Genomic DNA, 22,509 nt, shown 5'->3' with positions numbered 1-22,509 from the left:
CGAAGTTCGCGGCCAGCGTCGGCGCGAAGATCAAGTTCAACGCGATCGCAAAGCGCGTCGCGCATTGCGCGATACCCGATCCCAGGCCACGCAGTTCGGTCGGAAAGACTTCCGAACTCCAGACCCACGACAGCACGCCAGGGCCGAACCAGACGATCAGCGAATAGGTAACGTACAAGGCCGCCAGCAGATACGTGTTCGACTGCCCGAACGCCGCCATCCCGATCCCGCAAACGAACGCGCCCAAGCAGGTGTAAATGCCCATGCGGCGCCGATTCACCCGGTCGATCACCAGCGCGCCCAACATCACCGCGATCAACCCGGTCACGAAACCGCCCAATGCGAAATAAAGCGACTGATCGACGCGCAGGCCGATTGTCGAGAACACCAGCGGGCTGGCAATCGTCGCCACTGCGCCGCCGAATGCCTGCAGCGCGAAGAACGCACTCACCGACAGCAGCCGGCGCAGTCCTCCGCCGGAAAACAGCGTCCGGTATTCGCGCTTGACACGCTGCTGGACGACAGGCATCGGCAAGCCCAGTACCTGCATGATCGCGCGTGCCTCGTCGACGCGCCCTTGCGCGATCAGCCAGCGCGGCGATTCGGGAAGGAACTGCCGTGCGATCAGCACGGCCAGCGCCGGGATCGCCGCCAGGCCGAACAGCCAGCGCCAAGTCGAGCCGCCCGCGAACGGCTCGATCGCGAGCGCGATCAAGATGCTCGCGATCGCGCCGCCGAGCCACATCATGTTCGGCAGCGATCCGGCAATGCGCCCGCGGCGCGCCCCCGGCGCGATTTCGGACAGAAAGCTCTGCGACGTCGGAATGTCCATCCCGACCGCCACGCCGATCAGGAAACGGGTGAGCATCAGTTGCCACACCTCCGTGACGAAGGCCGATGCAATCGACGCGGCGACGAAAAACACCAGATTGACCACGAAGATCACCTTGCGCCCCAAGCGGTCCGCAAGATCACCGAACACAACCAGCCCGAACGCCGTGCCGATAAACGCAACGGCGGCCAGCCACCCCTTCGTCGGGCCGTCGAGATGAAACTGCGGCCCCAGAAAAAGCAGCGCTGCCCCCATGCACAACAGATCGTAGCCGTCGATGAATTCGCCGAACGCGACCAGCCGGGGCGCCCATTTGACCGCGCGCGCGATGCGCTCGGGCGATTCCATTGCGAGTGACTTCATGATGCGTTTGTCTCCGTCAGTAATGTTCTTGCCGTCCGGGCACCGGTTGCCGCCGGGCTCGATCAGCGGGCGCGCGCCCGCGTCTTACGTCGCTCAGGCGCCGAAGCGCGCCGCACGCAAACCGACGCAGGACGTCCGGCATGCGAGCAGCGCGCCCGCCGCCGGCTCTCGCGCCAGCGCCGCATCGTCGAGCCGTTGGCGGGCGCTCGTGACGAACAACGTATCGAGACGCTCCCCGCCGAACGTGCAGGACGTCGGCTGCGAGACCGGCAGCGCGAGCGTGGCAGTCAATCTGCCTTGCGGATCGAAGCGTGCGATGCAAGCGCCGCCGTAACGCGCATTCCACAAGTAGCCGTCGCGATCGATCGCCAAGCCATCCGGCCTGCCCGGCGCGGCGTCCGCCTCCACCAGCGTGTGCCATTCGCCGATCTCTGCGCTCGTCGACTGATACGACGCACGGTCGATACGGCCGGTCGCCGTATCCGAAAAATAGATCCACTTGCCGTCGGGGGAAAAATCGAGCGCGTTCGGAATGGTCACGCCGCCCCTCACCGTGCTCGAATTGCCCGATCGATCGATCCGATAAAGCGAGCCGCTCGAATCCTTGCCGAAATCGCGCATCGTGCCGCACCACAGATTGCCGTCGCGGTCGCACTTCATTTCATTGGTGCGGTGATCGGCGCCATGGTCCGGGAACTGCGCGAGCGGCTCCAGCCCGTCGGCGGCAGCCAACATTCCGGGCAGCTGACCGCCCTTTGCGTCAGGCATGAGAATCTCGATGCCTGCACGGCGGCCCACGATCAACGCCCCGTCGGCCCGCAGCGCGATTCCGCCGACCAGTCCTTCGAAGTGCCATGCGTCGAGCGCCCCCGTTCGCACCGTCAGCGCCTGCACGCGCCCGCGCCGGACATCGATCCAGTACAGACGTCCCGAGCCCTCGTCCCAGACCGGGGACTCGCCCAGCGTGTCATGGGCGGGCGTGATGGCTTCGATATCGAAATTCAGCATATCCGGCATGGTTCTCATGCAAATAAATTTGATCACAAAAATAGCATTTAACACATAAAGAATGCTACCAAAGCATGTATTTGATCAAATTAGGTGTATTCCCCGATGTCGAACCGATATCGACAGCGGTTCAATTCGGTACCGGAATGAACGGAGTTGCTCCACATGTCTTTCATCGATCGCAACATTACCGACGCGCGATTGTCCCTGTCCGGACGCAACGTGCTAATTACCGGTGCGAGCCTCGGCATCGGGCGCGCGATTGCGCAATTGTTTGCAGCGCATGGCGCGCGGTTGGCGCTTCACTACAGCCGCGCGGCGGACACCCAGGCCGGCCATCCCGACGCGGCCATGCAACTCGCGGCGCAACTGCAAGCCGCCGGCGTGCATGCGGTCGAGATCGAGTGCGATCTGTCCGACGCCGACGCAGGCCGCCGGCTGGTGAACGCAAGTACCGGCCGGATTGGCGCGCTTGATGTGGTGATTCTCTGCGCATCCGTACAGATCCGTCAGTCTTTTGATCAAATCACCGTTGAAACGATGCGTCGCCTGAGCCGCATCAACCTCGAAGCGTCGGTCGAGATCCTGCAGCACGTTCTGCCGGGCATGCGCTCGCGCCGCTGGGGGCGCGTGGTCGCGATCGGCAGCGTGAACCAGGTGCGCCCGGAAGCCGAGCTCGGCGTCTACGCCGCGCTCAAGGCCGCGCACCACAACCTGATCGTGAATGCGGCCAGGGATTGCGCGGCCGACGCAGTCACGCTGAACACACTCTCTCCCGGCCTCATCGCCACCCCGCGCAACGCATGGCGCCGCGCCGACCTGCAGGCGTGGCGGCAGATCGAGCATGCCGCGAACCCGATGCATCGGGCCGGCGTACCCGAGGAAGTCGCGCACCTCGCGCTTGTGCTCGCGAGCGACGCGGGCGCCTTCATCACCGGCGCGGACATTCCCGTCGACGGCGGCGGGCGCCTGTAAGCGCATCCCGGCCGCCCCATTCCACGATATTCGAGAGGAACTTCATGCAACACCCAATCATCGCCAGCCTTGCGTTGAGCGTCGCGCAGGTGACAGACAAAACCTGGTGGACCTTTATCGAGCTGACCGCCAGCGACGGCACGACCGGCTTTGGAGAAGCGACGCTGACCGGCCGGGAGCGCGACCTGGAACAGGCCGCGCGCGCGCTTTTTCCGCGTTTTCTGCACCGGCCGGTCGCCGAAGGCGAGCCGGTCGTCGCGCTGTCGGCGGTATCGCACCTGCCTACCGCCGCGATCCTTTCCGGAATCGATCATGCGCTGTGGGATCTGCGCGCAAAGCACGCATCGCAGTCGCTTGCGCAATGTCTCGGCGATGTGCGCCATCCGGAGGTGGCGCTCTATGCGAACATCAACCGCCGCACCAGCGCGCGAACGCCCGCCGACTTCGCCGCGAGCGCGCGGGCAGCCGTCGCCGCGGGTTTTACCGCGATCAAGATCGCGCCGTTCGACGAGGCGGCGCTCTACGGCAAGCAGGCCGATCCAACGACCGAACGCGCCGCCATCGAACGCGGGCTCGAACGCATCGCCGCCACGCGCGCGGCCGTCGGAGCGTCGATCGACCTGATGGTCGACTGTCACTGGCGGTTGAATACCTGCGCTTCGCTTGCGCTGCTCGACGAACTCACGCCTTACGCGCTTTACTGGCTCGAATGCCCCGTGCCGGAAATACCGGAGCAGATGGACTCGATCCGGCGTATTCGCAGCCGCGCGAACGATCTCGGCATCCGGCTCGCGGGGTGCGAGGAAGCGATCGGTGTCGGTGGCTTTCGTCCGTTTCTCGACGCCGGCGCTTACGACGTGATGATGCCGGACGTCAAATACGTGGGCGGCGTGCGCGAAGTGCTCGCGGTCGCCGCATTGCTGGACCGCTATCACGTGGAATTCTCGCCGCACAATCCGAGCGGCCCGATCGCGCACGCGGTCAGCCTGCAACTGTCGGCGATCGTGCCCAACTTCCGGCGCCTCGAGATGCAATTCGACGAAACGCCTGTCTTCGACGCGTTGCTCGCGCAACGCCCACCGTCACCGCATCAGGGTCGTGCGCGCTTGTCCGACCGCCCAGGACACGGAGCGACACTCGATGTCGACACAGTCCGGTTGTACCAGACGCTGGAATACCGTATCGCCGCGGACGACTGACAAACGCGCGTTATTCAGGTAGCGCCGTATTCTGTACAGCATTTCACGAACGCGCGACAATACGTCCGGTCGCGCAGCGCGGCCGCTCCATCCGAACGCCGGAATTCAGTATTTGCCATGGTTCACATCCAGGACGTCCAACAAAAAATCCGGGACGATATCGTCGCCGGTATTCTGCCGTTCGGCTCGCGCGTGACGATCGCGCATCTGGCCGAGCGCTACGGCGTCAGCCAGATGCCCATTCGCGAAGCGCTGAGGGCGCTGCACGGGGAAGGTCTGCTCGTCATCGAACCGAACCGCGGCGCGCGCATCCGTACCGTAGATCGCGAATTCATCGGCAACGTCTTCGATATCCGCAGCGCGCTGGAAGTGCTGCTGATACGCAAGATGGTGATACGCGCGACGCCGGAAGACGTCGAAGCGCTGCGGGACATCGAATCCCGTTTCGAGGCTTATGTCGATGCCGAAGACTACGAGTCCGCCTTGCGCACAAACCGCGAATTCCACGCCCGCATCAACGCGGTGGCGAACAACCCGGATGCCGTCGCACTGCTCGATCGCCACTGGCTGCTGATCGCGGCGCTCTGGCATCGGTTCGATTACGGCGCCGAACGCTTTCACGGCGTGATCAACGATCACCGCCATCTGATCAGCGCGATCGCCGAGCGCGACGTCGAGGCGGCCGGCACGCTGATGAGCGCGCACGTGATCAAGGCGCGGCACACCTTGCTCGAACGACTGCAATTTGCCCCGGAAGAAACATCGGCACGCAAGCGCGGGAGCCGACGTACCAAACCGGACAATTCAGACGCCAGCACGCTCCCCGCCGCGTAATCGCATAGATCGCCGCTGCCGGTTCCGCGCCGAAAAAGCAATCGCAGCCGAACGAGCCGCCCGCCGCCGCCCTTGCCCGTGCCATCGCTCGTCCGCCGCGGCCCGTCAACGCCTCCTCGCAGCTTCCCGGCACACACCACTCCCTTTCAAGCGCCCTACAGCGGCGCGCCGCATCGCCCGGCCGCCCCTGCGCGCACAAAAGCGCCGTTTTCCAGCCCCATAATTTTGATCATAAAATCGGTGTTAACCATCGTTTTTAGATTTCAATTCGGAATTTATGATCATATATGGGCTTACAAGTCGCAAGCCAGTCCGCAACATACCGATCAGCCCGGAGACGACAAGCATGTACAAAACACGCAGAACGCAATTGCTCGCCGGCGCCTTTGCAAGCGCCACGCTCGCCACCGTCATCGCCGGATGCGGCAGCAGCGTGACGAGTACCGGCAAACCGGTCGTATCGTTCGATACGACCGCCCGCATCGGCACGGTCAATCCACTGCTGTTCGGCATCAACCATCGATGGCTGAGCAACGGCGTCGGCACCACCGATCCGCAAACAGGCATCACGTATCCACAAGTATCCGATCAGATCAAGGACATCGGCTTCACGATGATCCGTTATCCGGCCGGCACGCTCGCGAATACATTCCAGTGGGAGCGGGCAATCGGACCTCAGGCGCAGCGCGGCGGGCAGGTCGGCGGAATACCGGTTGCAAGCCTGGCATTGCCGCGGGACAGCACGTTCGGCCCTGACGAGTACGGCAACCTGCTCGACGTGACAGGCGCGACGGGCGACCTGATGCTCAATGTCGCGACTGCCGGCCCAGCAGACTCCGCCAATTTCATCGCGTACATGACCGCCCCGCAGGGCAGCGCGCCCGTCAACGGGGTGGACTGGGCGGCAAAGCGCGCAGCGAACGGTCATCCCGCGCCCTACAAGATCGCGTATGCCGAGCTGGGGAACGAGTACGATCCGTCGGTCGACCTTCCCTACCAAGGAGTCATCGTCAACCAGACCTACTGGATCAACGGCGAGCCCGTGTCATTCAACAAGCCGGCATGTGCGGCAAACAAGCGCGAATGCCTGTATGCGTTCGGCGGAAGCACGCGCTTTACCGCCGAGCCCGCCGTCGCACAAAACGACTGGCGACCGGAGACGTCGATCAGCAGCGGCGCCGCGGGGCAAGTTTTCTATGCGCGCTATGCGTCGGTCGCGCAAGCCAGCGATACCGTGTACGTCAACGGCGTCGCATGGCAATCCGTCCCGGACATCGGCACCGCGGCAGGTGCGGGCAACTTCTATCAGCTCGACAATGCAACCGGTGCGATCCGCTTCGGCGATGGCACCCACGGCGCGATCCCGCCGGCAGGCGCCACCATCACCGTGACATACACCACGACGCATGCCGGCTTCGTCGACCACTACAACGCAATCAAGGCAGTCAATCCAGCGATCAAGGTGTGCTCGTCGATCTTCGACAACACATTCCTCAAGCTGATGGGATCCCAATACGCGTATGACTGCGTCGCCCAGCATCTTTATGCAAAGCTCGATGCATCGAAGAGCACGGGATTGTCGGACTATTTCGGTCAGGTCATGCTGTCAACCAACAGCCAGGCCGCCAAGGTACAGGCAACTCAGGCGGCGATCAAACAATACGCCGGTTCCCGCGCGGCCGGCGTGGGCATGCTGCTGAGCGAATATGGTCATCTGGGCACCATGCCCGCGTATGCGCCGTACTTTCCGCGCAGCCTCGGCGAAGGCGTGATGCACGGCTTGTTTCTGCGTCAATGGATGATCAACGGCATCGAGGCAGCCGATCGGCACGTCTTGAGCGACTACACATACGGAACCGCGCCGGCGGACCTTGCCGCGATCAGCTCCAGCGACAACGCACTGCTGCAGGGCCCCGGACCGAACACGATCGAAAGCCCGACGGCACTCGCGATGAAGCTGTTCACCCAGAACACTGGCGGCACGCTGGTCCGCAGCGCAGTCACGAACAATCCGGCGCGCACGCTTTCCGACGGCCAGACGCTCGCGGCGCTGCAAACCGTGGCAACCGTCGATGCCGCCGGCAACGCGTATCTGATCGTGATCAACGAGGACCCGGAAAATGCGGTGAATGCACTGGTTTCTCCGCAAGGCCTCCCGCGGAGCGGCAACAGCGTGAGCGTTTCGACATTGAATTCCGCGAACATTACCGACGAGAACAATCCGGCCAACGCGACTGCAGTACAAATCGCGCGCCGTACCGTCCAGGTCGGAACCGGGTCGTTCAACTGGACGTTCCCCGCGCATTCGATTTCGGCGATCAAATTTTCGTCGTGATTCGCAGCGGCGCGCGAATGTGGCGCGTCGACAGCGGTTCATCAAGGGTTTGACCGATAGAGCGCGCCCCAACCGGTCTTGATTCCATCCGCCGCAGAACTCTTTGCGGCTATGGAGAAGCATGACAGAGCTGGGGCGCCAATACTGAATAAACAACGGGATGCCAGTCGAAGGCCGCGCGCAAGATTTTGGGCAGACCATCACGTAGCGCCGGCCGGAACCACTCGATTGCCGCCTCGTCAATCCACGCGCTGATCAGTACACATCCAATTCGGACCTCGTGACGAATCGGGGCAAGCGCCACAACGGCATGACATTCGCTGCCGACATCCTGTCAAACCACGCCGTCAACCCTGGGCTCAAAGTGAAGCGGTCGGAAAGCGTCGTGGTCGAAATCGACGCAAACGGCAACCGGACGGTGGCCCATGGGTAGCAGAACAGGCTGCCGCGAGCATCTCCTGCGCAATCGCAGGGAGTGCGGCGCATAGCCCGGCCGTCCAGCATGCTGCGATGATCGAAGATCTCTTCGTAGGATGCCCCGTTTCTTATTGACAGGAAATAAATATCCGTTGGTGCTCAGGTCGAGACAGAGATTTAACCTAATTTAATGCATACCAATACCGAACTGAGTTAACGGCATGTAATCTATCACGCTCAGACGACAGGAGGCAGGCCATCGAATCATGAGGATGAAACGTTGTGCGTGGAACTCCGCTGGCTTCGACACATAGCCACTACACCCCATTGCTGGCGGGACCCAACAAAATGATGAAGATGGATATTGTCCGACATTGATACGGAAATAACCGCATATATATTTATGAAAATTCCGCTTGCTAGTTAGCAACGCGTCGAAGTTTACAAAACCCGGAAGGATCAGTGAGCGGAAGGATGGCATCCATGGAAGCGAAATATATTCCGGCAGCAATTGTGTTGTCGATGAATCTCGCGGCATGCTCAATCGCAGGAACCGAGCGTACAAGCATGATCGACCACTACCCGGTCCCCGAGGTGGGTTACAAGAGAGCTGTTTTCGAACTGCCATCGCGCCCCGACGATGGCAAATATCGGATCAAGTTGAGCGCGACCAAAATTGAAGCGCGAAGCTGCAACGACCCTTCATACATCGGTAGCGTCGAAGACCACGTACTTCGAGACTCCAACACTCACTACTACGTGCTACGGATCCGACGCGGACAACATCTCGGGCCAATGGCGCCATGCCCGCTGGAGCCGAAGAGCAGGGTCCGGGTGGAGGGCGATCTATCCGTTCCTTATGAAACCCCAGAGCCGCTTGTTATATATGCGCCGCAGGATTTTTCCCTGACATATTCGATTGTGAAATGATGGTCTCAAGATTGATCGAATCAAGAGTCCTCTACACATTGCCGCTGCTCAGATGTGTCAATGTCGCAGTGGTGCATGTGAGACTTAATTGACGCCCGCCATGCTTCCACATGACACGCGATCGCGAGGTATCAACGCACGTGCGAATAACACTGCAGGGCGTTCACCGCCGGCTTTGCCCGAGCCAATAACCCGATAAAGGGTGCCGCCCACCGCTGCGCATGCAGAGAGATGCGTCGAGCAGCCGTCTGCATCCACCTTGACTTCAATTCGCGGGTGCCAGCCCATTGAAGAACGGCACGAAAAATGCCTCTGAACGACCCGCGCCGCACTTGCAGTCGGCCACCGCGTTCAGGCCGTGCTGACGAAGGTTCAGTCTGTCTTACCCGAATACCGGGGGCACGTAGCCAAAGCGTCATGCGCGTTCAACTCAAGCCGGCATGGCGTCGGCATGATGACTTGCTGCTATCGCGTGACAAGCGGCATTCGCTTCGCTCCCAATCCACTCGTTTGGCCCTATGACCCTAGCCTCATACGCACCCGACGCTCCTGTATCGCCCCGGCACATTCCGTCAATCAACTGCTAGCGGACACTAGTCCCCTGAACCGGATGAATCGCACCGGATGCGATGTGAAGGATCGGCGTATTTCCATTTCAACGGCGCAGGTTCATGTCATCCCAAACAAAACGCAATATCGGCACCACAACAACAGTATCAAGCCATCAGATTATCCACGCGCAACACAACAATTGAGGCCGGAATACAAGACTTAGCATTAATCATCCGATCCACCTTTTTTATTAGTTGCCCCCCAAAAAAATACCTGAAATAATGAAGACAAGTACTTCACACGCAACATTGAACACCAACGAATATTACTCATCGACCAACCTCCGATATTAAGTGACACATCCGGCAAATCATTCACGCACCGCCAAATAAAGCGTGAGGAAACGAATGTGGCTTCTCCTTGGCACGGGCAATAGGTCGCCATAGCACTCCCGCATCACCGCTGAACGATTGTGCAGTCGATGTCATCCGTCAAAATCAGCTCAAGCCATCTATTCGATTCACGAAAGAGAATTCATCGGGAGAAAATTCATGTCCAAGTACTCTGGTTTACTAGTGCGTATCAACCCTGAAGACGTCGGCAACATACCCGCCGAAGGCATGGAATGGGTATCACCAGACATCATTCCGTATGGAACACTGGTTCTTACCTACGAACAAGCCGTCAATACCTACAATCGGGACATTGCGCAGCCCATAGTCAACAATCTCAACAACAATGTCTATGTTCGCTGCAAAAATATAAACCTCTCCGAGCAAACCACGTATGGCAACGTCAACCTTTACTACGCAGAGTCCTCTTTATTTTTGTCGCCAGAAAAATGGAATCCCGTCACACTCCCAGCCCAAGACAATCAATTTGGGATCAATTTCGGATCCAATTTCAGTCAAAACATTCCTCAAAATCAAATTGGATTGGTAGAAGCGCCTTTCAATTTGAGCAAACTGCCACCCGACAAACACTGGTGTTTCATTGCCGTTGTCAACAACAAAAACAAGAAATTTCAAATTCCAACTGAATTTTCGAGTAATGCGAAATTCGCTCAATGGGTCAAGGAAAATCCAAACGTAGCCCAACGAAATATTTCACTCAATTCAGGTTCCAATTCCAATGTTACACAATATGGAACCATTAGCAATTTAAATTCGAAACCCGGCCATTTCTACTTTATTTTGACACCACATAACGTGCAACCCGGAACGACTTGGGGCGCGCAATGCAGCGACCGACGATTGTCCTCTCCGTATAGTGACAGCGGAACATTTCAGCATGGCCAGGTAAGTACCAAGCCGATTATCGTACCAGCCCATGTGGGCGGTGGAACACAGTCGATGCAAATGGCATTTACGTTTACCGCTCCTTCTGGACAAGCGTTTCCCAAAGACGGTAAAGTTACCATCGAGTATCGTCAGAAACGCACCCTCCGACAAGAATCGGAAGAACTCTTCGAAGAAGAACAGCAATGCGGTGTTGTGCACAATTACCGAATACCCGTGATTGAAAACGGCACCGTCAATTTCATTATTGAACCCTCGATAGAATTGGGTGCCATCGTGATCGTTCCAAGTTTTATCGATTGATCGATTCCGAAGCGCGGCATCCGCTGTATCCAACGGATCATGACTGCAGTTGCGTCAAATGTTCTTGGCATTCCATGCCTCGTTTCCGTTGGATAACAGATGCCTCATTTCGCCCCCACTCGAGTCTATTCAGACCTGGTGGCACCACATATCGTACCCACGCATCAAGCATGCATTGGTCACTTTCAGTTGAATTCGGAACATTCACGCGCTTAAATTTATAGCTTCGCCCGCCAACACGCAAACCAGTCATATCGAATCATTGTTAATCGGGATGCGCATATTGGATCCAGAATTTATACGCAATTCACTAGGCAATTATTCGCCATACCTACCCAGAGAGAGATATGACGTCGGCCAGCCCTTTCATCACACGGATCGAAGATATCTTTAAACTCGACAAGGAGCCGCTAGCGAAATTGGGATACCGCTCCGTGTTCGATTTCACTCGCATTTCCCGCGAGCAATTTATTCGCAAGCATCATGCTTCGCTTGGTCGGCACACCGGAGACATCTATGATTTGGCGATCGGTTTCGCTCACCAAATCGGCCACCGATTTCAACGCAAGTACTCAACCTTGCATGGCGCATTCTCCGCGCAAGGTCCCGAGTACTCACATTTATTTCCGGATCAAAAGAGCAGTTGGAAGAACAAGGCGCCCGTCGGTTCGCCAGAGGCAAATGACGGCCCGGTCTCTTACCTAGCCTATATCTATCACTATGCGCTGGGGGAAGAAGATAGCGGCGCTAACGTGAACACGTTAGCGAACCGTCGACCGGATATTGGCCAACTCATCATCAACGATGCGGCACTCAACGAAGTGATTCCGCAGATCCAACTGGTCAACGAGATTCTCAGTTCGGCGATTCAGAACGTCAAACAGCTGAGCGGACAAGATGCCGTCAACGCATTACTTGCGACAACGCGTTACCCAAACACGCTGCCGTATCACTATGGACATCAGCAAATCCAGGCCGCGCAAGGTGTCATCGGCACGACACTGCAAGACGTAACGCTGGCGCAGTCCCTCCATTTTCCGCAAAACTTCTGGGCGGTCTGTACAAGCTTGAACGAGGTGGCAGCAAATGCGCTCGTGCGCCTGCAAGTCATGGCCAGTCAGCTCTCACCAGAGCAGCAGCGAATCATCATCGAACCGGCCTATTTCGGACATTGCCATCTCACGCTATCGGAGTTGTCGGATACGTGGCGTGGGCCATCGCTGACAGAATCGCTGCCTTACGAGGCCTATTACTCGAGCGGCGCCTTTGTTCTTCCGCTACAGAACGACATCGTCAAGGACTACAGTGGCCGCCCAGGACAAGTCATCGTGTCGGGCGAGACCACGCTGGACTCGATCATCGAACTCTCCGTCACCAACGGAAGTAGTAAGTCGCTTCTTACGCTCCGAGGAAGAAACAATAAAGACCAGAACTTATTTCAAATCAATGATGCGGTCGCCATCCAAGGTGAACCCTATGACTCCCGGCCTGTCCTCCGGTTTGCCAAAGCCGACAACTTGAGCTTGAATTTATCTCAAGGGCCCTGGTACAACCAATTCAGACTCAGCTTCCAGGGATTTACGCGGCCGCATCCGTATCGCGACCTGATCATCTCGCTTTTTCTGAGCAACGACCATCAAGCTCGATACAACACCGATCAAAAACAGTTCTACCAGAAGAGCTTCGGTAGCGAAAACCTCGACGTATTTGCATTGGCGTCGATATCGGAATTGACGTCCCGAACCGGATTGACCGTGCCCGATGTCGAAAAAATGCTATGTGCCACCGCGGGAGGGAAGCTCACGCACACAATCATTCAATCCGGTAATTTCGTGAGGCTCAATCCCATCTTCACCAATGGACATGGCATTTACCCTGTCTCGACCGGAGCAGCATTGCCCTTTGTCTATGGCGCGAAATACATTCATGCTGGATTACCCAACGCGATCTATCTCAAGGAAAGTGCCAAAGACACGCTTTCCGTCGCCAACCTGACGGACGATCGCCTGGATCGCGTCAACCGCATGGTGCGGCTCCAGAAATGGCTTGGTTTGTCGTTCGAGGATATCGACCTCCTGGTGACCTCGGTGATGGAAGCCGAGAACGGAGAGAATCCAGCCTATCTGATGAACGACAACACGTTGCGCATGCTCGGCGTTTTCAAGCACTATCAATCGACGTATGGCGTCACGCCCAAGCAGTTTGCCGCATGGCTTTATATCGTCACGCCGTTCGCCATCACGCCAGACCGGCCGTTCCTCGATCAAATATTCAATAGCAGCGGCGCATTCGACACCCCGTTCGTGATCGACAACCAAAGTTTCGTCTATACTGCAACAACCGACGACGATAATGACCGCGTCCAAAAAATATGCACGGCACTTGGACTGAATCACCGTCAGTTCCTGCTGTTCGCCGACAAGATCGCTCGGCAATTCGGCGACCCCAATGAGCAGACACTCTATTGCAGCATCTTCGTGGTGTCCGCGTTCTATCGGCTCGCGTCGCTCGCGCGCGCACTCGGCATCCGCCCCGAGGATTTTTGCGCATTGATCGACCAGATCGATGGCGGCACCGACGATGTATGGCAACAACTGGCAGGCCAACCCGTCATCGCGCTGCCACAGAAAGACGCGCCGCTGACCAACGACTTCCTCAGCCTGTTGCAAGCGCTGAGTGCCATTGCAAATTGGCAGCAACAATATCACCTGCCATTCTCCCCGGGCGGCATTCTCGGCAACAACGCAGGTAACGCTCAGGGAACGGCCAGCCAGTTGTTCTTTATGCAGCAAGTCTGGCAGTCCCTGCCCGCCACGTTCGTCGACGACACGCTTCTCAAGCAGAGTGGCGCTCCGCCCAGCATCGACTGGCTGAAAAAATTGTTTGCCGCGAGGCTCGTGGATTCATCCGGCCTCATCACCGACCTCGCGGACGACCTGGTTTATGTGGAGATCTTCGGCCAGAATGCCTGGATCATCAAGGCGATCAATGACACCGTTGATGCTCAGACACTGACTGACGACGACAAGAACCTCGCGAAATCGGCGCTGAACGCGACGATCATTCAGTCTCGCCAAACCCAACATGGCATGGCGATCAGCCTGCTCGCCCAAACCTTGAATGTGGCCCAGACGTTCCCCGCGCTGCTGATGCGCTGGATCGGACATACGATCTACCAATGGCTAAGCGAGACCTGGGCGCTGCATTCTTCCGTTACCACGCCGCTGAATATCCCGCCACTGCCGCTGAATGTCTTACGCGAATTGGTGCGTCGTGCGTTGCTCTGCCAGTATTTCTCGCTGAGCCCCGCTCTCCTGCAGATGTTACTGGCTCATCCCGAGTACTTTGCGTTGACGAAGGAAAACGTCCAGACCATCACGCTGCAGATGATGTACATGCTAAGCCGCTATCAAGCGCTGCTGGCGCAAATCAGCAGCAATGGAACCGAGGACGACGTGCTGGCCTATCTGCAGGCAGTCAACGCGACCGTGCTGCCGGATCAAGGCCATGCGACGACCACACTGGCCGCCTTGCTGGGCTGGGAACACAGTGAAGTCTCCGCAGCCTGGTCGGTGCTGGGCGGCATCGCGAAAACGGTGCCGCAACTGGATATCGTGCTGAGACTGCAACAGGCGGAAAGCCAAACCGGGCTGACCGTGAACCAACAGCAACAAGCTTTCAAGTTGAGCCGCGACAGCGGTTACGACATCTGGCAAGCCGTCGGGCAGGCATCGGTTGCGGGTGCCACTCATGCCAACGGCGGCGGCCACTAACCGCACATGACACACGCATGCAAGCCTCCTCAAACCATTATGCGAACGCGCGACATGCCGGCTCGCTCCAATCGTAATGAGGTAGACCTCCATGCCGTTCGCAATGGAAAAGCAATTGAACGAGTCCCAGCGCGATGCGCTGGTGGCGGGCTATATGAGCTTTGTCGCACCGACCTTGAAGGGCGTCGGCAATACGCCGCTCACAATCGAGGATCTGTACGAATATCTGCTGATCGATCCCGAAGTTGGCGATGAGGTGCCCGCCACCCGCGTCGCCAGCGCGATTTCGAGCGTCCAACAATACGTTACGCGCATCATCAACGGCACAGAACCCGGCTTTCAACCCGTCGAGCCGGGGGATGTGAATGCGTGGCGCGACGGCGACAACCAATACGCCGTGTGGGCCGCCGGCGTCGATGTTCAAAATTACGCGGAAGATTACATTTCGCCGATTACTCGCCTCGAGAAAAGCCATTATTTCAAGGATCTCGAAACGACGCTCAATCAGAACCAGCTCGACCCTGATCGTGTGCAAAGTGCGGCGCTCGCCTATCTGAATCAATTTGAAGCTGTCAGCAATCTCTATTTGCTAAGCGGCTATATCACGCAAGACGAGTTGAAAACGGCTGCGTATTACTTCATCGGACGCACCACAACCAGGCCATATCGATATTTCTGGCGGCAGATGGACCTGAGCAAGAACGGCGCGCGCCCAGGCAAGCCTGTCACACCCAATTGCTGGAGCGACTGGCTGCCGATCGACCTGCCGTTGGCAAGCGACACGATACTGGAGCACACGGTTCGTCCCGTGTTCTATAACGAACGCCTCTATGTCGCCTGGGTCGAACGCGATCCAGTGCCGATCAAGGACAGCGCGGGCGCCAACACCACCCGCCATGTCTATCGCGTGAAGTTCGGTTACAAGCGTTTTGACGACTCGTGGACCGCGCCCAACAGCACGAGTTTGAAGACTCGGCAGCAAGGCGACCCGGGATTCGGCGAGATCGACCGCTCCTCGGTGACGATCGATGAAGTGTCAAACTTTGATCTGCGCGTCGTCAACCTGTTGGCAACGGTGGATCATAGCCACGAACCGAGCCATGACGCAGACTCCAATCCGTATGGTCGGCTGATGCTAGGCGTATTCGTCCGGAACTTCAATGCTGAGGGTGAGAAGGGGAAAAACTCCCCAACCATCTATGGCTACCAATATTGCGACTCCGCATTCCATCACGTTCCATTGGGGCCGCAGCTCAAGGAAGAGCTGTTTGCGATATTCAAGGATCGAATAGATACTGATAATACCTTGCAGTACGCGCTGTACAAGCAGAAGTACGAGATCGAGTCGGTAGAAGCATACAAGGATAATGAAAGAGCGCCTGATGGCGGCGACATTCACGGTTCCTCGAAAGAAGACCAGAGCTATCTGGAAAAATGGTGGAAGAGAATCGAGGATCTTGTGCAAGGCAATCGCGGGCCGAATTCTTACATTCAAATGAAAGGCCCCTTCGAAATAAAAGCCACCCTCATGCTCAAGACGGATTTTGTGAATGATTTTACGTTCACCCAGCAAGACACCAATTCTGGCAGCAATACTGGATTCGGCTTCTGTCGACCAGATGGGAAATGGGGCGTAACCATCCGGTATCATGGTGACGACGCGAATACTTTCGGAAAAGACGTTGACAATAACGTCAATTTCTATACGTTTGAAAATACCGCGATCAGGTATTCGCAAGATTTATTTGGCGACTACAGCCTGCCAATAAACCAATACTCGCTGTGCAATTTGGACGAGCAAGGCAAACCTGCCAGCTTGATTGACGACCACTTCCACGTCAACATCGGACTCCACGATTACATAGCATGGGATGATGACCCTCCGACGAGCGTGACCCTTGACATTTCCGGGTGCCGCTTGTCCGACGGGCGGGACGTGACAAACAATTCCATAAAAAACAATTCACTCAATTCATTATTTTTTCTCGACAACAAGAACAACAAACTTGCCTCGATCAAAAATTTCCGCAAGATCGGTGACACTCGAAAATTCTTCGAGGGAATCCGATTCTACACAGCCCAATCAAATGAAGTTGATTATGGAGAGTCCTCCTACACGCTCACCAACAGCTCGCGCGGCGCACCGTATAGCAAAACTCATCGAATTACAGAATCCGATTTCACGGCGGAACAGCGTTATATCTCTGTTTGCCTGATCGTCGGCGACGATCACTTCGATCGTCCCAGTAATACCGACATGAAAAATTTCAATTACGTCTGGAAATGGTTCAAGGTCTATCTCGAAAAATTGACCTGAAGGCGCCGCTCAACCCGCCTCAATTGAAATCACGCTACGACAGCAAGCGAGGCCTGGTTCAATACCTGGACTTCCGCGACGCGTCGCTGCCGGCCAAAACACGCCTGAATACAACCTTCGTACGCGAATTGATTGAAACCGCGGACAAGGGGCTCGATGCACTACTCGATTATGTCTTGCAAGCAGAGCGGCTCGAAGCAGATCTCGAAGACGATGACCGCAAGGGCGAACCGATGGACTTCGGCGGCGCCAATGGCTTGTACTTCTGGGAGCTGTTTTTCCATCTGCCATATCTGGTTGCGTGGCGCTTTGGCAACGACCAGGCGTTCGACCAAGCGCGCCAGTGGCTGCACTATATTTTCGATCCGGCGATGGGGAAAAAGCCGTCCGTGGACGGCATCCAACCGCCCCCTTACTGGAACGTGCGTCCGTTGGTCGACCGGGGGAATTTTTCCCGTCTTCTCGCAGCGCCGCTGGACCCCGATGCGCTCGCTTATGCCTCTCCCGAGATCTATCAAAAAGCCATCTTCATTTCGTATGTCAGCAACCTGATCTCGCAAGGCGACCGGTGGTATCGTCAACTCACACGAGATGGTCTGACACAGGCCCGGGTGCTTTACAACCTGGCGGTGGAACTGCTAGGACCGCGTCCGGACGTATCGTTGAGCAGCACATGGATACCGCGCACCGTGAACACGCTCGCCTCCGCGATCAATGACGAATTGCGCGAATTCGAGCAGGCGTCCGACGCTGGCAGCAAAGAGTGGCTGACGCTGCCGAGCACTCACGTCGGCTATCTTCGCCTGACGGACAACAAGTATTTCAAGGCACCGCTGAATACACTGATGCTCGCACACTGGGACGCGATAGACGCACGGCTGTATAACCTGCGGCACAACTTGACGGTCGACGGCAAGCCGTTATCGCTGCCACTGTACGCCCCTCCGGCGGATCCGGTCGCGCTGCTTTCGCAACGCGCGCAATCGGGTACGCTCGTGAGCGGCATCAGCGCCGCGCAGCTGACGGTTCCCCACTATCGTTTCAATGCGATTCTGCCGCGAGCGTATAACGCCGTGTCAACCTTGAGCCGCTTTGGCGACACCTTGCTATCGCTGATAGAGAGAGCGGATCGCGCCAGCCAAGAGGAATTGCAGCAACAACAGCTTCTTGACATGTCGAGCTATGCGATCACGCTGCAACAGCAAACCATCGACGGACTGGCCGCGGATCGGCAGGCACTGGAAGCCACCCGCAGCACCGCGCAACAGCGCCATGACAGCTATTACACGCTCTACGACGAGAATATTTCGAGCGGAGAACAACTGGTCATGGACGCGCATACCGAGGCGCAAACCCTCACGCTCAATTACAGTAGTGGCGCGGGCAACGGCACATTCGGGATCGGCTGGCTACTTGCACTGCCCTATGTTCGGCGTCGAACAAATCGCGGCGTGCCGCGCTACGACAACGGCCCCGCCGACGAATTCGTCGGCCCGGACGAGGAGGTGCTAGTCGCCGAACGCGACGAACACGGCGTAACGGTAGCGACAACGGTCACCCATTACAACGACAAGGACCTAGGCGCGACATACCGTGTCACGCGCTATTTCCCGCGCATCGAAAGCGCTTTCGATCGGATCGAGCATTGGCAAGGCGAGCGCGCAACGGACGACTTCTGGCTGCTTCATGGTGCAAACGGTCAACTGCATTGTCTCGGCAAAACGGCGGCCGCACGCGTAGCGAACCCCGACCACCCAGAACAGATCGCGGAATGGCGCATCGAGGAATCGGTCAATCCATTCGGCGAGCATATCTATTACCGCCATGTTGCCGAAAATGGAGATGGCGTCACGGCAAGCAACGAAGCAACACGCGATCACTCGGCCAATCGCTATCTCGCCGAGGTCTTCTATGGCAATCGGACAGCCGCGACCGACCTGTACCTTTGGGATCACGACGACGCTGGCAGCGTCGGCTGGTTGTTCAGTGTCGTGCTGGATTATGGTGAGCGCGGCGTCAACTTCAACACGGCGCCGCCTTACACCGCTGCGCACGGCCATACTTGGCCGCTGCGCACGGACAGCTTCTCCCGCTACCAGTATGGCTTTGAGGTGCGTACACATCGGTTGTGCCGCCAGGTGCTGATGTTTCATCACTTTCCGGACGAGCTGAAGCAGGACCATACGCTGGTCCGGCGCCTGCTTCTCACGTATCGCGAATCGGCGGTGCTCAGCCAACTCACACAGGCCCGGATTCTGGCCTATGAAACCGACGGCACCGTGCAAAGTCTGGCGCCGCTCGAGTTCGGGTACAGCACCTTCGACCCGAAAGTGCTCACCGACAGCTATCGCGTCTTCGATGGCGTCGCCGAATTGAATGACGGCGTGCATTACCAGATGGTGGATCTGTACGGCGACGGCCTGCCAGGCGTGTTGTTTCGTCACAGTACCGGCTGGCGCTACCGGGCACCGATCCGACGCGAGATCGGCACCGACAATGTTGCGTATGGCGACTGGCAGGCACTGCCCGCTGTCCCCGGGATGCAGCCTGTACGGCTGGCGCTGATGGATATCGACGGTGACGCTCGTCTCGATTGGCTGGTCGCTCAACCTGACATGGGCGGTTACTTTTCATTCAAGGAAGGCAACCAATGGTCGGATTTCATCCCGTTCAATGCACTGCCGCCCGAATTTCTTCATCCACAGGCACAACTGGCCGATCTGGTTGGCGCGGGGCTATCCACTATCCGCGTCGCCCGAAACCACAGCGCAATCCGTATCCAGACACGCTGCCCGCCACCAGTTGGCCAAGCAGCTACGACGACCAGCAAGGCAACCTGATCTTGAACGAGACGCGGAGCCAGTTCATCGATCTCGACGCGGCGCACGCATGGCGACTAGGACTTCCTTACCGGCAGCGTAGGAATGTGCTGACCTACGGGGCGCAACGGGTGCCTCCAGGAGGAGTCAATTTCGAGGTGCTGACGCAGGCGGGCGGTTTGCTGGATGCAGCCCAGCCGCGCACCTACGCAGGGCAGCAGCTGACAGTCTATACGGAAGCGCAGGCTGGCCTGACAGCGCTCGTCGATCACATCGAGACGGCCGAATTCGACGCCCCGGCGCTCGATGCGTTCGATGGCGTGCTGACTGAATCGGCGCGCGACGCGCAGCTCATCAACGCCGGCTATCGGCTGGCTGATCGCCTGCTGCCGCCCAATCACGAGGCAGAACCACAAGTCTGGATCGCACCGCGCGGATACACCGAATATCGAAACGCGTCCGGGTTCTATCGTCCGAAACGCCAGCGGACAAGCTTGCTGACTGGGTTCGTGAGATATGAATACGACGAGTACACCTGTGTATTGACGAAGACGACAGACACCGTCGGCAATCAAACCACCGCCAGCCACGACTATCGTTTTCTGATGCCTGAACATATCGTGGATCTGAATGCAAACGTACACGAAGTGCTGTTCGATGCACTAGGTCGTGTGACGGCCACCCGCGCCTACACCTACGACCGAGGCGGGAATCTGACGCGAATCCAACATCGGGGCGCGGTGAACTACACGCAAGAGATCGTCGTATCCGACCGTAGCAACCATGCGCTCCAGCAAAATGCCACCGGCACCCTCACCCCGGCTGGTGTTGACGACGGGTCATGGTTCGATGCGTCGGGTAACCAGCGCATGTTGCTGCCGGATCGGCTGCAGCCGCTGAACTGGAACGATCGCAACCGGCTCTCGGGTGTCACGCTGGTTCCACGCCCCAGCCAGCCGGACCGCGAGACATACCAATACGGCGCGGACGGGATGCGGGTGCGCAAGCAGGCAACCCTGCGGACGTCGGGCACGATCCGCACATCGGAAGTGATCTACCTTCCTGGGCTGACGTTGCGGATAACGATGAATGACGACGGGCAAGCCGTGAAAGTTGTCGCGGCGCTACAGGAAGTCAAAGTCGACGCTAGCCGTTTAAGCGCGCGAACCTTGCACTGGGAAACTGGCCAACCGCCGGGCATCGCGAACGGCACGACGCGCTATGGCATCGGCGATCTGATCAACTCGATCGGGCTGGAGTTGGATGAGCTGGCGAACCTGATCAGCCGGGAAGAGTACTACCCGTATGGTGGAACTGCGGTGTGGACCGCGTGCAGTCAAGTGGAGGCGGACATGAAATACGTCCGCTACTCGGGCAAGGAGCGCGATGCAACCGGCCTATACGACTACGGCTGGCGCGCCTACCAGCCGTGGATCGGACGATGGCTCAACCCCGACCCGGCCGGTACGGTAGATGGCCTTAACCTCTATCGGATGGTCATGAATAATCCAACTAAGTTGGTTGACGCCGCCGGCCTGGCGCCAACAACGAAGGACGAGCTTTTGAAGCAATACAGGGACTCCTATGACCCCCACGACAGAAACCTTCCATTTGAGATAATGGAGCGCGTAACAGGCGGATTGATAAAATTCGAACAAGATATGGCGAACGAAAATATATTAAATGCAGCAAAGGACATAAAATTCACAATTAGACATTACACAAAATTTGAGCCCGGAGCATCTAAATTCGATGAGATCGCCTCAAATTTCCACCTGACTGCCAAAAACATAAAGGAAGATAACTCAAGAGCATCCGGAAGCAATACAAACAGAGATGACTGGGAGAGGCTTGGAAATACATTTTTCACATTCTTTCTTCTTTCAATTAAAGGAGAAGTGCCTAAGCGTGGATTTTTATCAGATAGAACGCACTATGCAGAGATCGACGTGGAAAATATTGAAGAACTCGAATCGCTCGGACTTGAAAATGTAGATTTTTTCGCATCACAGGATTTAATAGCCGTAAAGGATTTGAGCAAAGCTTCTGCCGTAAAAGGCAAACTTTCCGACCTGAAGTCGATTATTCTCAAAAAACTCAACCTTCCTCCATTATTTATTAAAAAAATGGGAGGAAAGGAAATTCTCCAGGCACTTGATGAAAAATTCAAGGGCCCCTTGGAGATAAAAATTCCAGGGAATGTCAAGGCCAATCATTGGTTTGAAAACAAAAATAAGCTCACTGTTTAGTTAGACAGAGATAATCCGAACCTGCTGATACTGACCCTGCCCCAAGAAATAGTCCGGTTCAAAAGTAGAGAAATTCGGCATGATGTGTCCGACTGGACACATCATGCCATGAAGACAATCAAGTTTACGGAAGAGCAGTTATCGTCTCATGACCTCGTCACACTAAAATTCTGACAGGCTCCACGCTCCTCGATACCGTTCCTGCTTCGATTTTTCGCCGGGCAGGTCATTTCGAGGCTGCGCTGCGTGCGATTAGCCGCTATCGAGAGACAAGCTTGCTCAGGAACTATCGGCGGTTACGTTAA

Annotated in this window: 12 protein-coding genes and 1 pseudogene; 11 read left to right on the top strand and 2 right to left on the bottom strand. The window is 57.3% G+C overall.

Annotated features, from left to right (window positions below; genetic code table 11):
• Positions 1 to 10 precede the first annotated feature (10 nt).
• A pseudogene (locus WS68_RS28900) lies at positions 11 to 1,180 on the bottom strand (MFS transporter); the annotation flags it as partial.
• 108 nt (positions 1,181 to 1,288) lie between these two features.
• The gene (locus WS68_RS11235; RefSeq protein ID WP_197419586.1) at positions 1,289 to 2,203 is read right to left on the bottom strand and encodes an SMP-30/gluconolactonase/LRE family protein; all 915 of its coding nucleotides are present in this window, start codon (positions 2,201 to 2,203) and stop codon (positions 1,289 to 1,291) included.
• Between the two features lie 165 nt (positions 2,204 to 2,368).
• Here WS68_RS11235 and WS68_RS11230 point away from each other — a divergent pair, with 165 nt between their 5' ends.
• The 11 genes from WS68_RS11230 to WS68_RS11185 all read left to right on the top strand — a co-directional run bounded on the left by WS68_RS11230 (position 2,369) and on the right by WS68_RS11185 (position 22,204).
• Positions 2,369 to 3,178 carry an SDR family NAD(P)-dependent oxidoreductase gene (locus tag WS68_RS11230; protein WP_059570900.1) on the top strand — a complete coding sequence of 270 codons (810 nt, stop codon included), beginning with the start codon at positions 2,369 to 2,371 and terminating at the stop codon, positions 3,176 to 3,178.
• 44 nt (positions 3,179 to 3,222) lie between these two features.
• A complete protein-coding gene (locus WS68_RS11225; protein ID WP_059570899.1) occupies positions 3,223 to 4,377 on the top strand; it encodes a mandelate racemase/muconate lactonizing enzyme family protein in 1,155 nt (384 codons plus the stop codon).
• 117 nt (positions 4,378 to 4,494) lie between these two features.
• On the top strand, positions 4,495 to 5,211 hold the full coding sequence (locus WS68_RS11220) for a GntR family transcriptional regulator (RefSeq protein ID WP_059570898.1): 717 nt from the start codon (positions 4,495 to 4,497) through the stop codon (positions 5,209 to 5,211).
• 346 nt (positions 5,212 to 5,557) lie between these two features.
• Positions 5,558 to 7,546 (top strand): alpha-L-arabinofuranosidase C-terminal domain-containing protein, encoded by a 1,989-nt coding sequence (locus WS68_RS11215; RefSeq protein ID WP_059570897.1) that lies wholly within the window; start codon positions 5,558 to 5,560, stop codon positions 7,544 to 7,546.
• 310 nt (positions 7,547 to 7,856) lie between these two features.
• Positions 7,857 to 7,979: a hypothetical protein gene (locus tag WS68_RS27595; protein WP_156429471.1), complete on the top strand. Its 123-nt coding sequence runs from the start codon at positions 7,857 to 7,859 to the stop codon at positions 7,977 to 7,979.
• Positions 7,980 to 8,446: 467 nt separating this feature from the next.
• On the top strand, positions 8,447 to 8,893 hold the full coding sequence (locus tag WS68_RS11210; RefSeq protein WP_197419585.1) for an ecotin family protein: 447 nt from the start codon (positions 8,447 to 8,449) through the stop codon (positions 8,891 to 8,893).
• 1,103 nt (positions 8,894 to 9,996) lie between these two features.
• Positions 9,997 to 11,046: a hypothetical protein gene (locus WS68_RS27590; RefSeq protein ID WP_156429470.1), complete on the top strand. Its 1,050-nt coding sequence runs from the start codon at positions 9,997 to 9,999 to the stop codon at positions 11,044 to 11,046.
• Between the two features lie 347 nt (positions 11,047 to 11,393).
• Positions 11,394 to 14,819, top strand: coding sequence for a Tc toxin subunit A (locus tag WS68_RS11200; protein WP_059570894.1), 3,426 nt, complete (start codon positions 11,394 to 11,396; stop codon positions 14,817 to 14,819).
• Between the two features lie 91 nt (positions 14,820 to 14,910).
• The gene (locus WS68_RS11195) at positions 14,911 to 17,136 is read left to right on the top strand and encodes a neuraminidase-like domain-containing protein (RefSeq protein WP_059570893.1); all 2,226 of its coding nucleotides are present in this window, start codon (positions 14,911 to 14,913) and stop codon (positions 17,134 to 17,136) included.
• Positions 17,103 to 19,976, top strand: a complete 2,874-nt coding sequence (locus WS68_RS28895; protein WP_082709956.1) for a SpvB/TcaC N-terminal domain-containing protein — start codon at positions 17,103 to 17,105, stop codon at positions 19,974 to 19,976. The genes WS68_RS11195 and WS68_RS28895 overlap by 34 nt, the downstream gene beginning before the upstream one ends.
• Complete coding sequence (locus tag WS68_RS11185) at positions 19,874 to 22,204, top strand: RHS repeat-associated core domain-containing protein (protein WP_231752996.1); 2,331 nt, start codon at positions 19,874 to 19,876, stop codon at positions 22,202 to 22,204. Before WS68_RS28895 ends, WS68_RS11185 begins: the two co-directional genes overlap by 103 nt.
• Positions 22,205 to 22,509: the final 305 nt, after the last annotated feature.

The organism is Burkholderia sp. TSV86 (genome assembly GCF_001522865.1).
In the GTDB taxonomy this organism is placed as follows: domain Bacteria; phylum Pseudomonadota; class Gammaproteobacteria; order Burkholderiales; family Burkholderiaceae; genus Burkholderia.
This window is presented reverse-complemented; position numbering and strand designations above follow the sequence as displayed.

Coding starts and splice junctions, on each gene's coding strand:
- WS68_RS11215 (WP_059570897.1), top strand. CDS start 5,558: ATGTACAAAACACGCAGAACGCAATTGCTCGCCGGCGCCTTTGCAAGC.
- WS68_RS11195 (WP_059570893.1), top strand. CDS start 14,911: ATGCCGTTCGCAATGGAAAAGCAATTGAACGAGTCCCAGCGCGATGCG.
- WS68_RS11235 (WP_197419586.1), bottom strand. CDS start 2,203: ATGCTGAATTTCGATATCGAAGCCATCACGCCCGCCCATGACACGCTG.
- WS68_RS11200 (WP_059570894.1), top strand. CDS start 11,394: ATGACGTCGGCCAGCCCTTTCATCACACGGATCGAAGATATCTTTAAA.
- WS68_RS28895 (WP_082709956.1), top strand. CDS start 17,103: ATGGTTCAAGGTCTATCTCGAAAAATTGACCTGAAGGCGCCGCTCAAC.
- WS68_RS11210 (WP_197419585.1), top strand. CDS start 8,447: ATGGAAGCGAAATATATTCCGGCAGCAATTGTGTTGTCGATGAATCTC.
- WS68_RS11230 (WP_059570900.1), top strand. CDS start 2,369: ATGTCTTTCATCGATCGCAACATTACCGACGCGCGATTGTCCCTGTCC.
- WS68_RS11225 (WP_059570899.1), top strand. CDS start 3,223: ATGCAACACCCAATCATCGCCAGCCTTGCGTTGAGCGTCGCGCAGGTG.
- WS68_RS27595 (WP_156429471.1), top strand. CDS start 7,857: ATGACATTCGCTGCCGACATCCTGTCAAACCACGCCGTCAACCCTGGG.
- WS68_RS11220 (WP_059570898.1), top strand. CDS start 4,495: ATGGTTCACATCCAGGACGTCCAACAAAAAATCCGGGACGATATCGTC.
- WS68_RS27590 (WP_156429470.1), top strand. CDS start 9,997: ATGTCCAAGTACTCTGGTTTACTAGTGCGTATCAACCCTGAAGACGTC.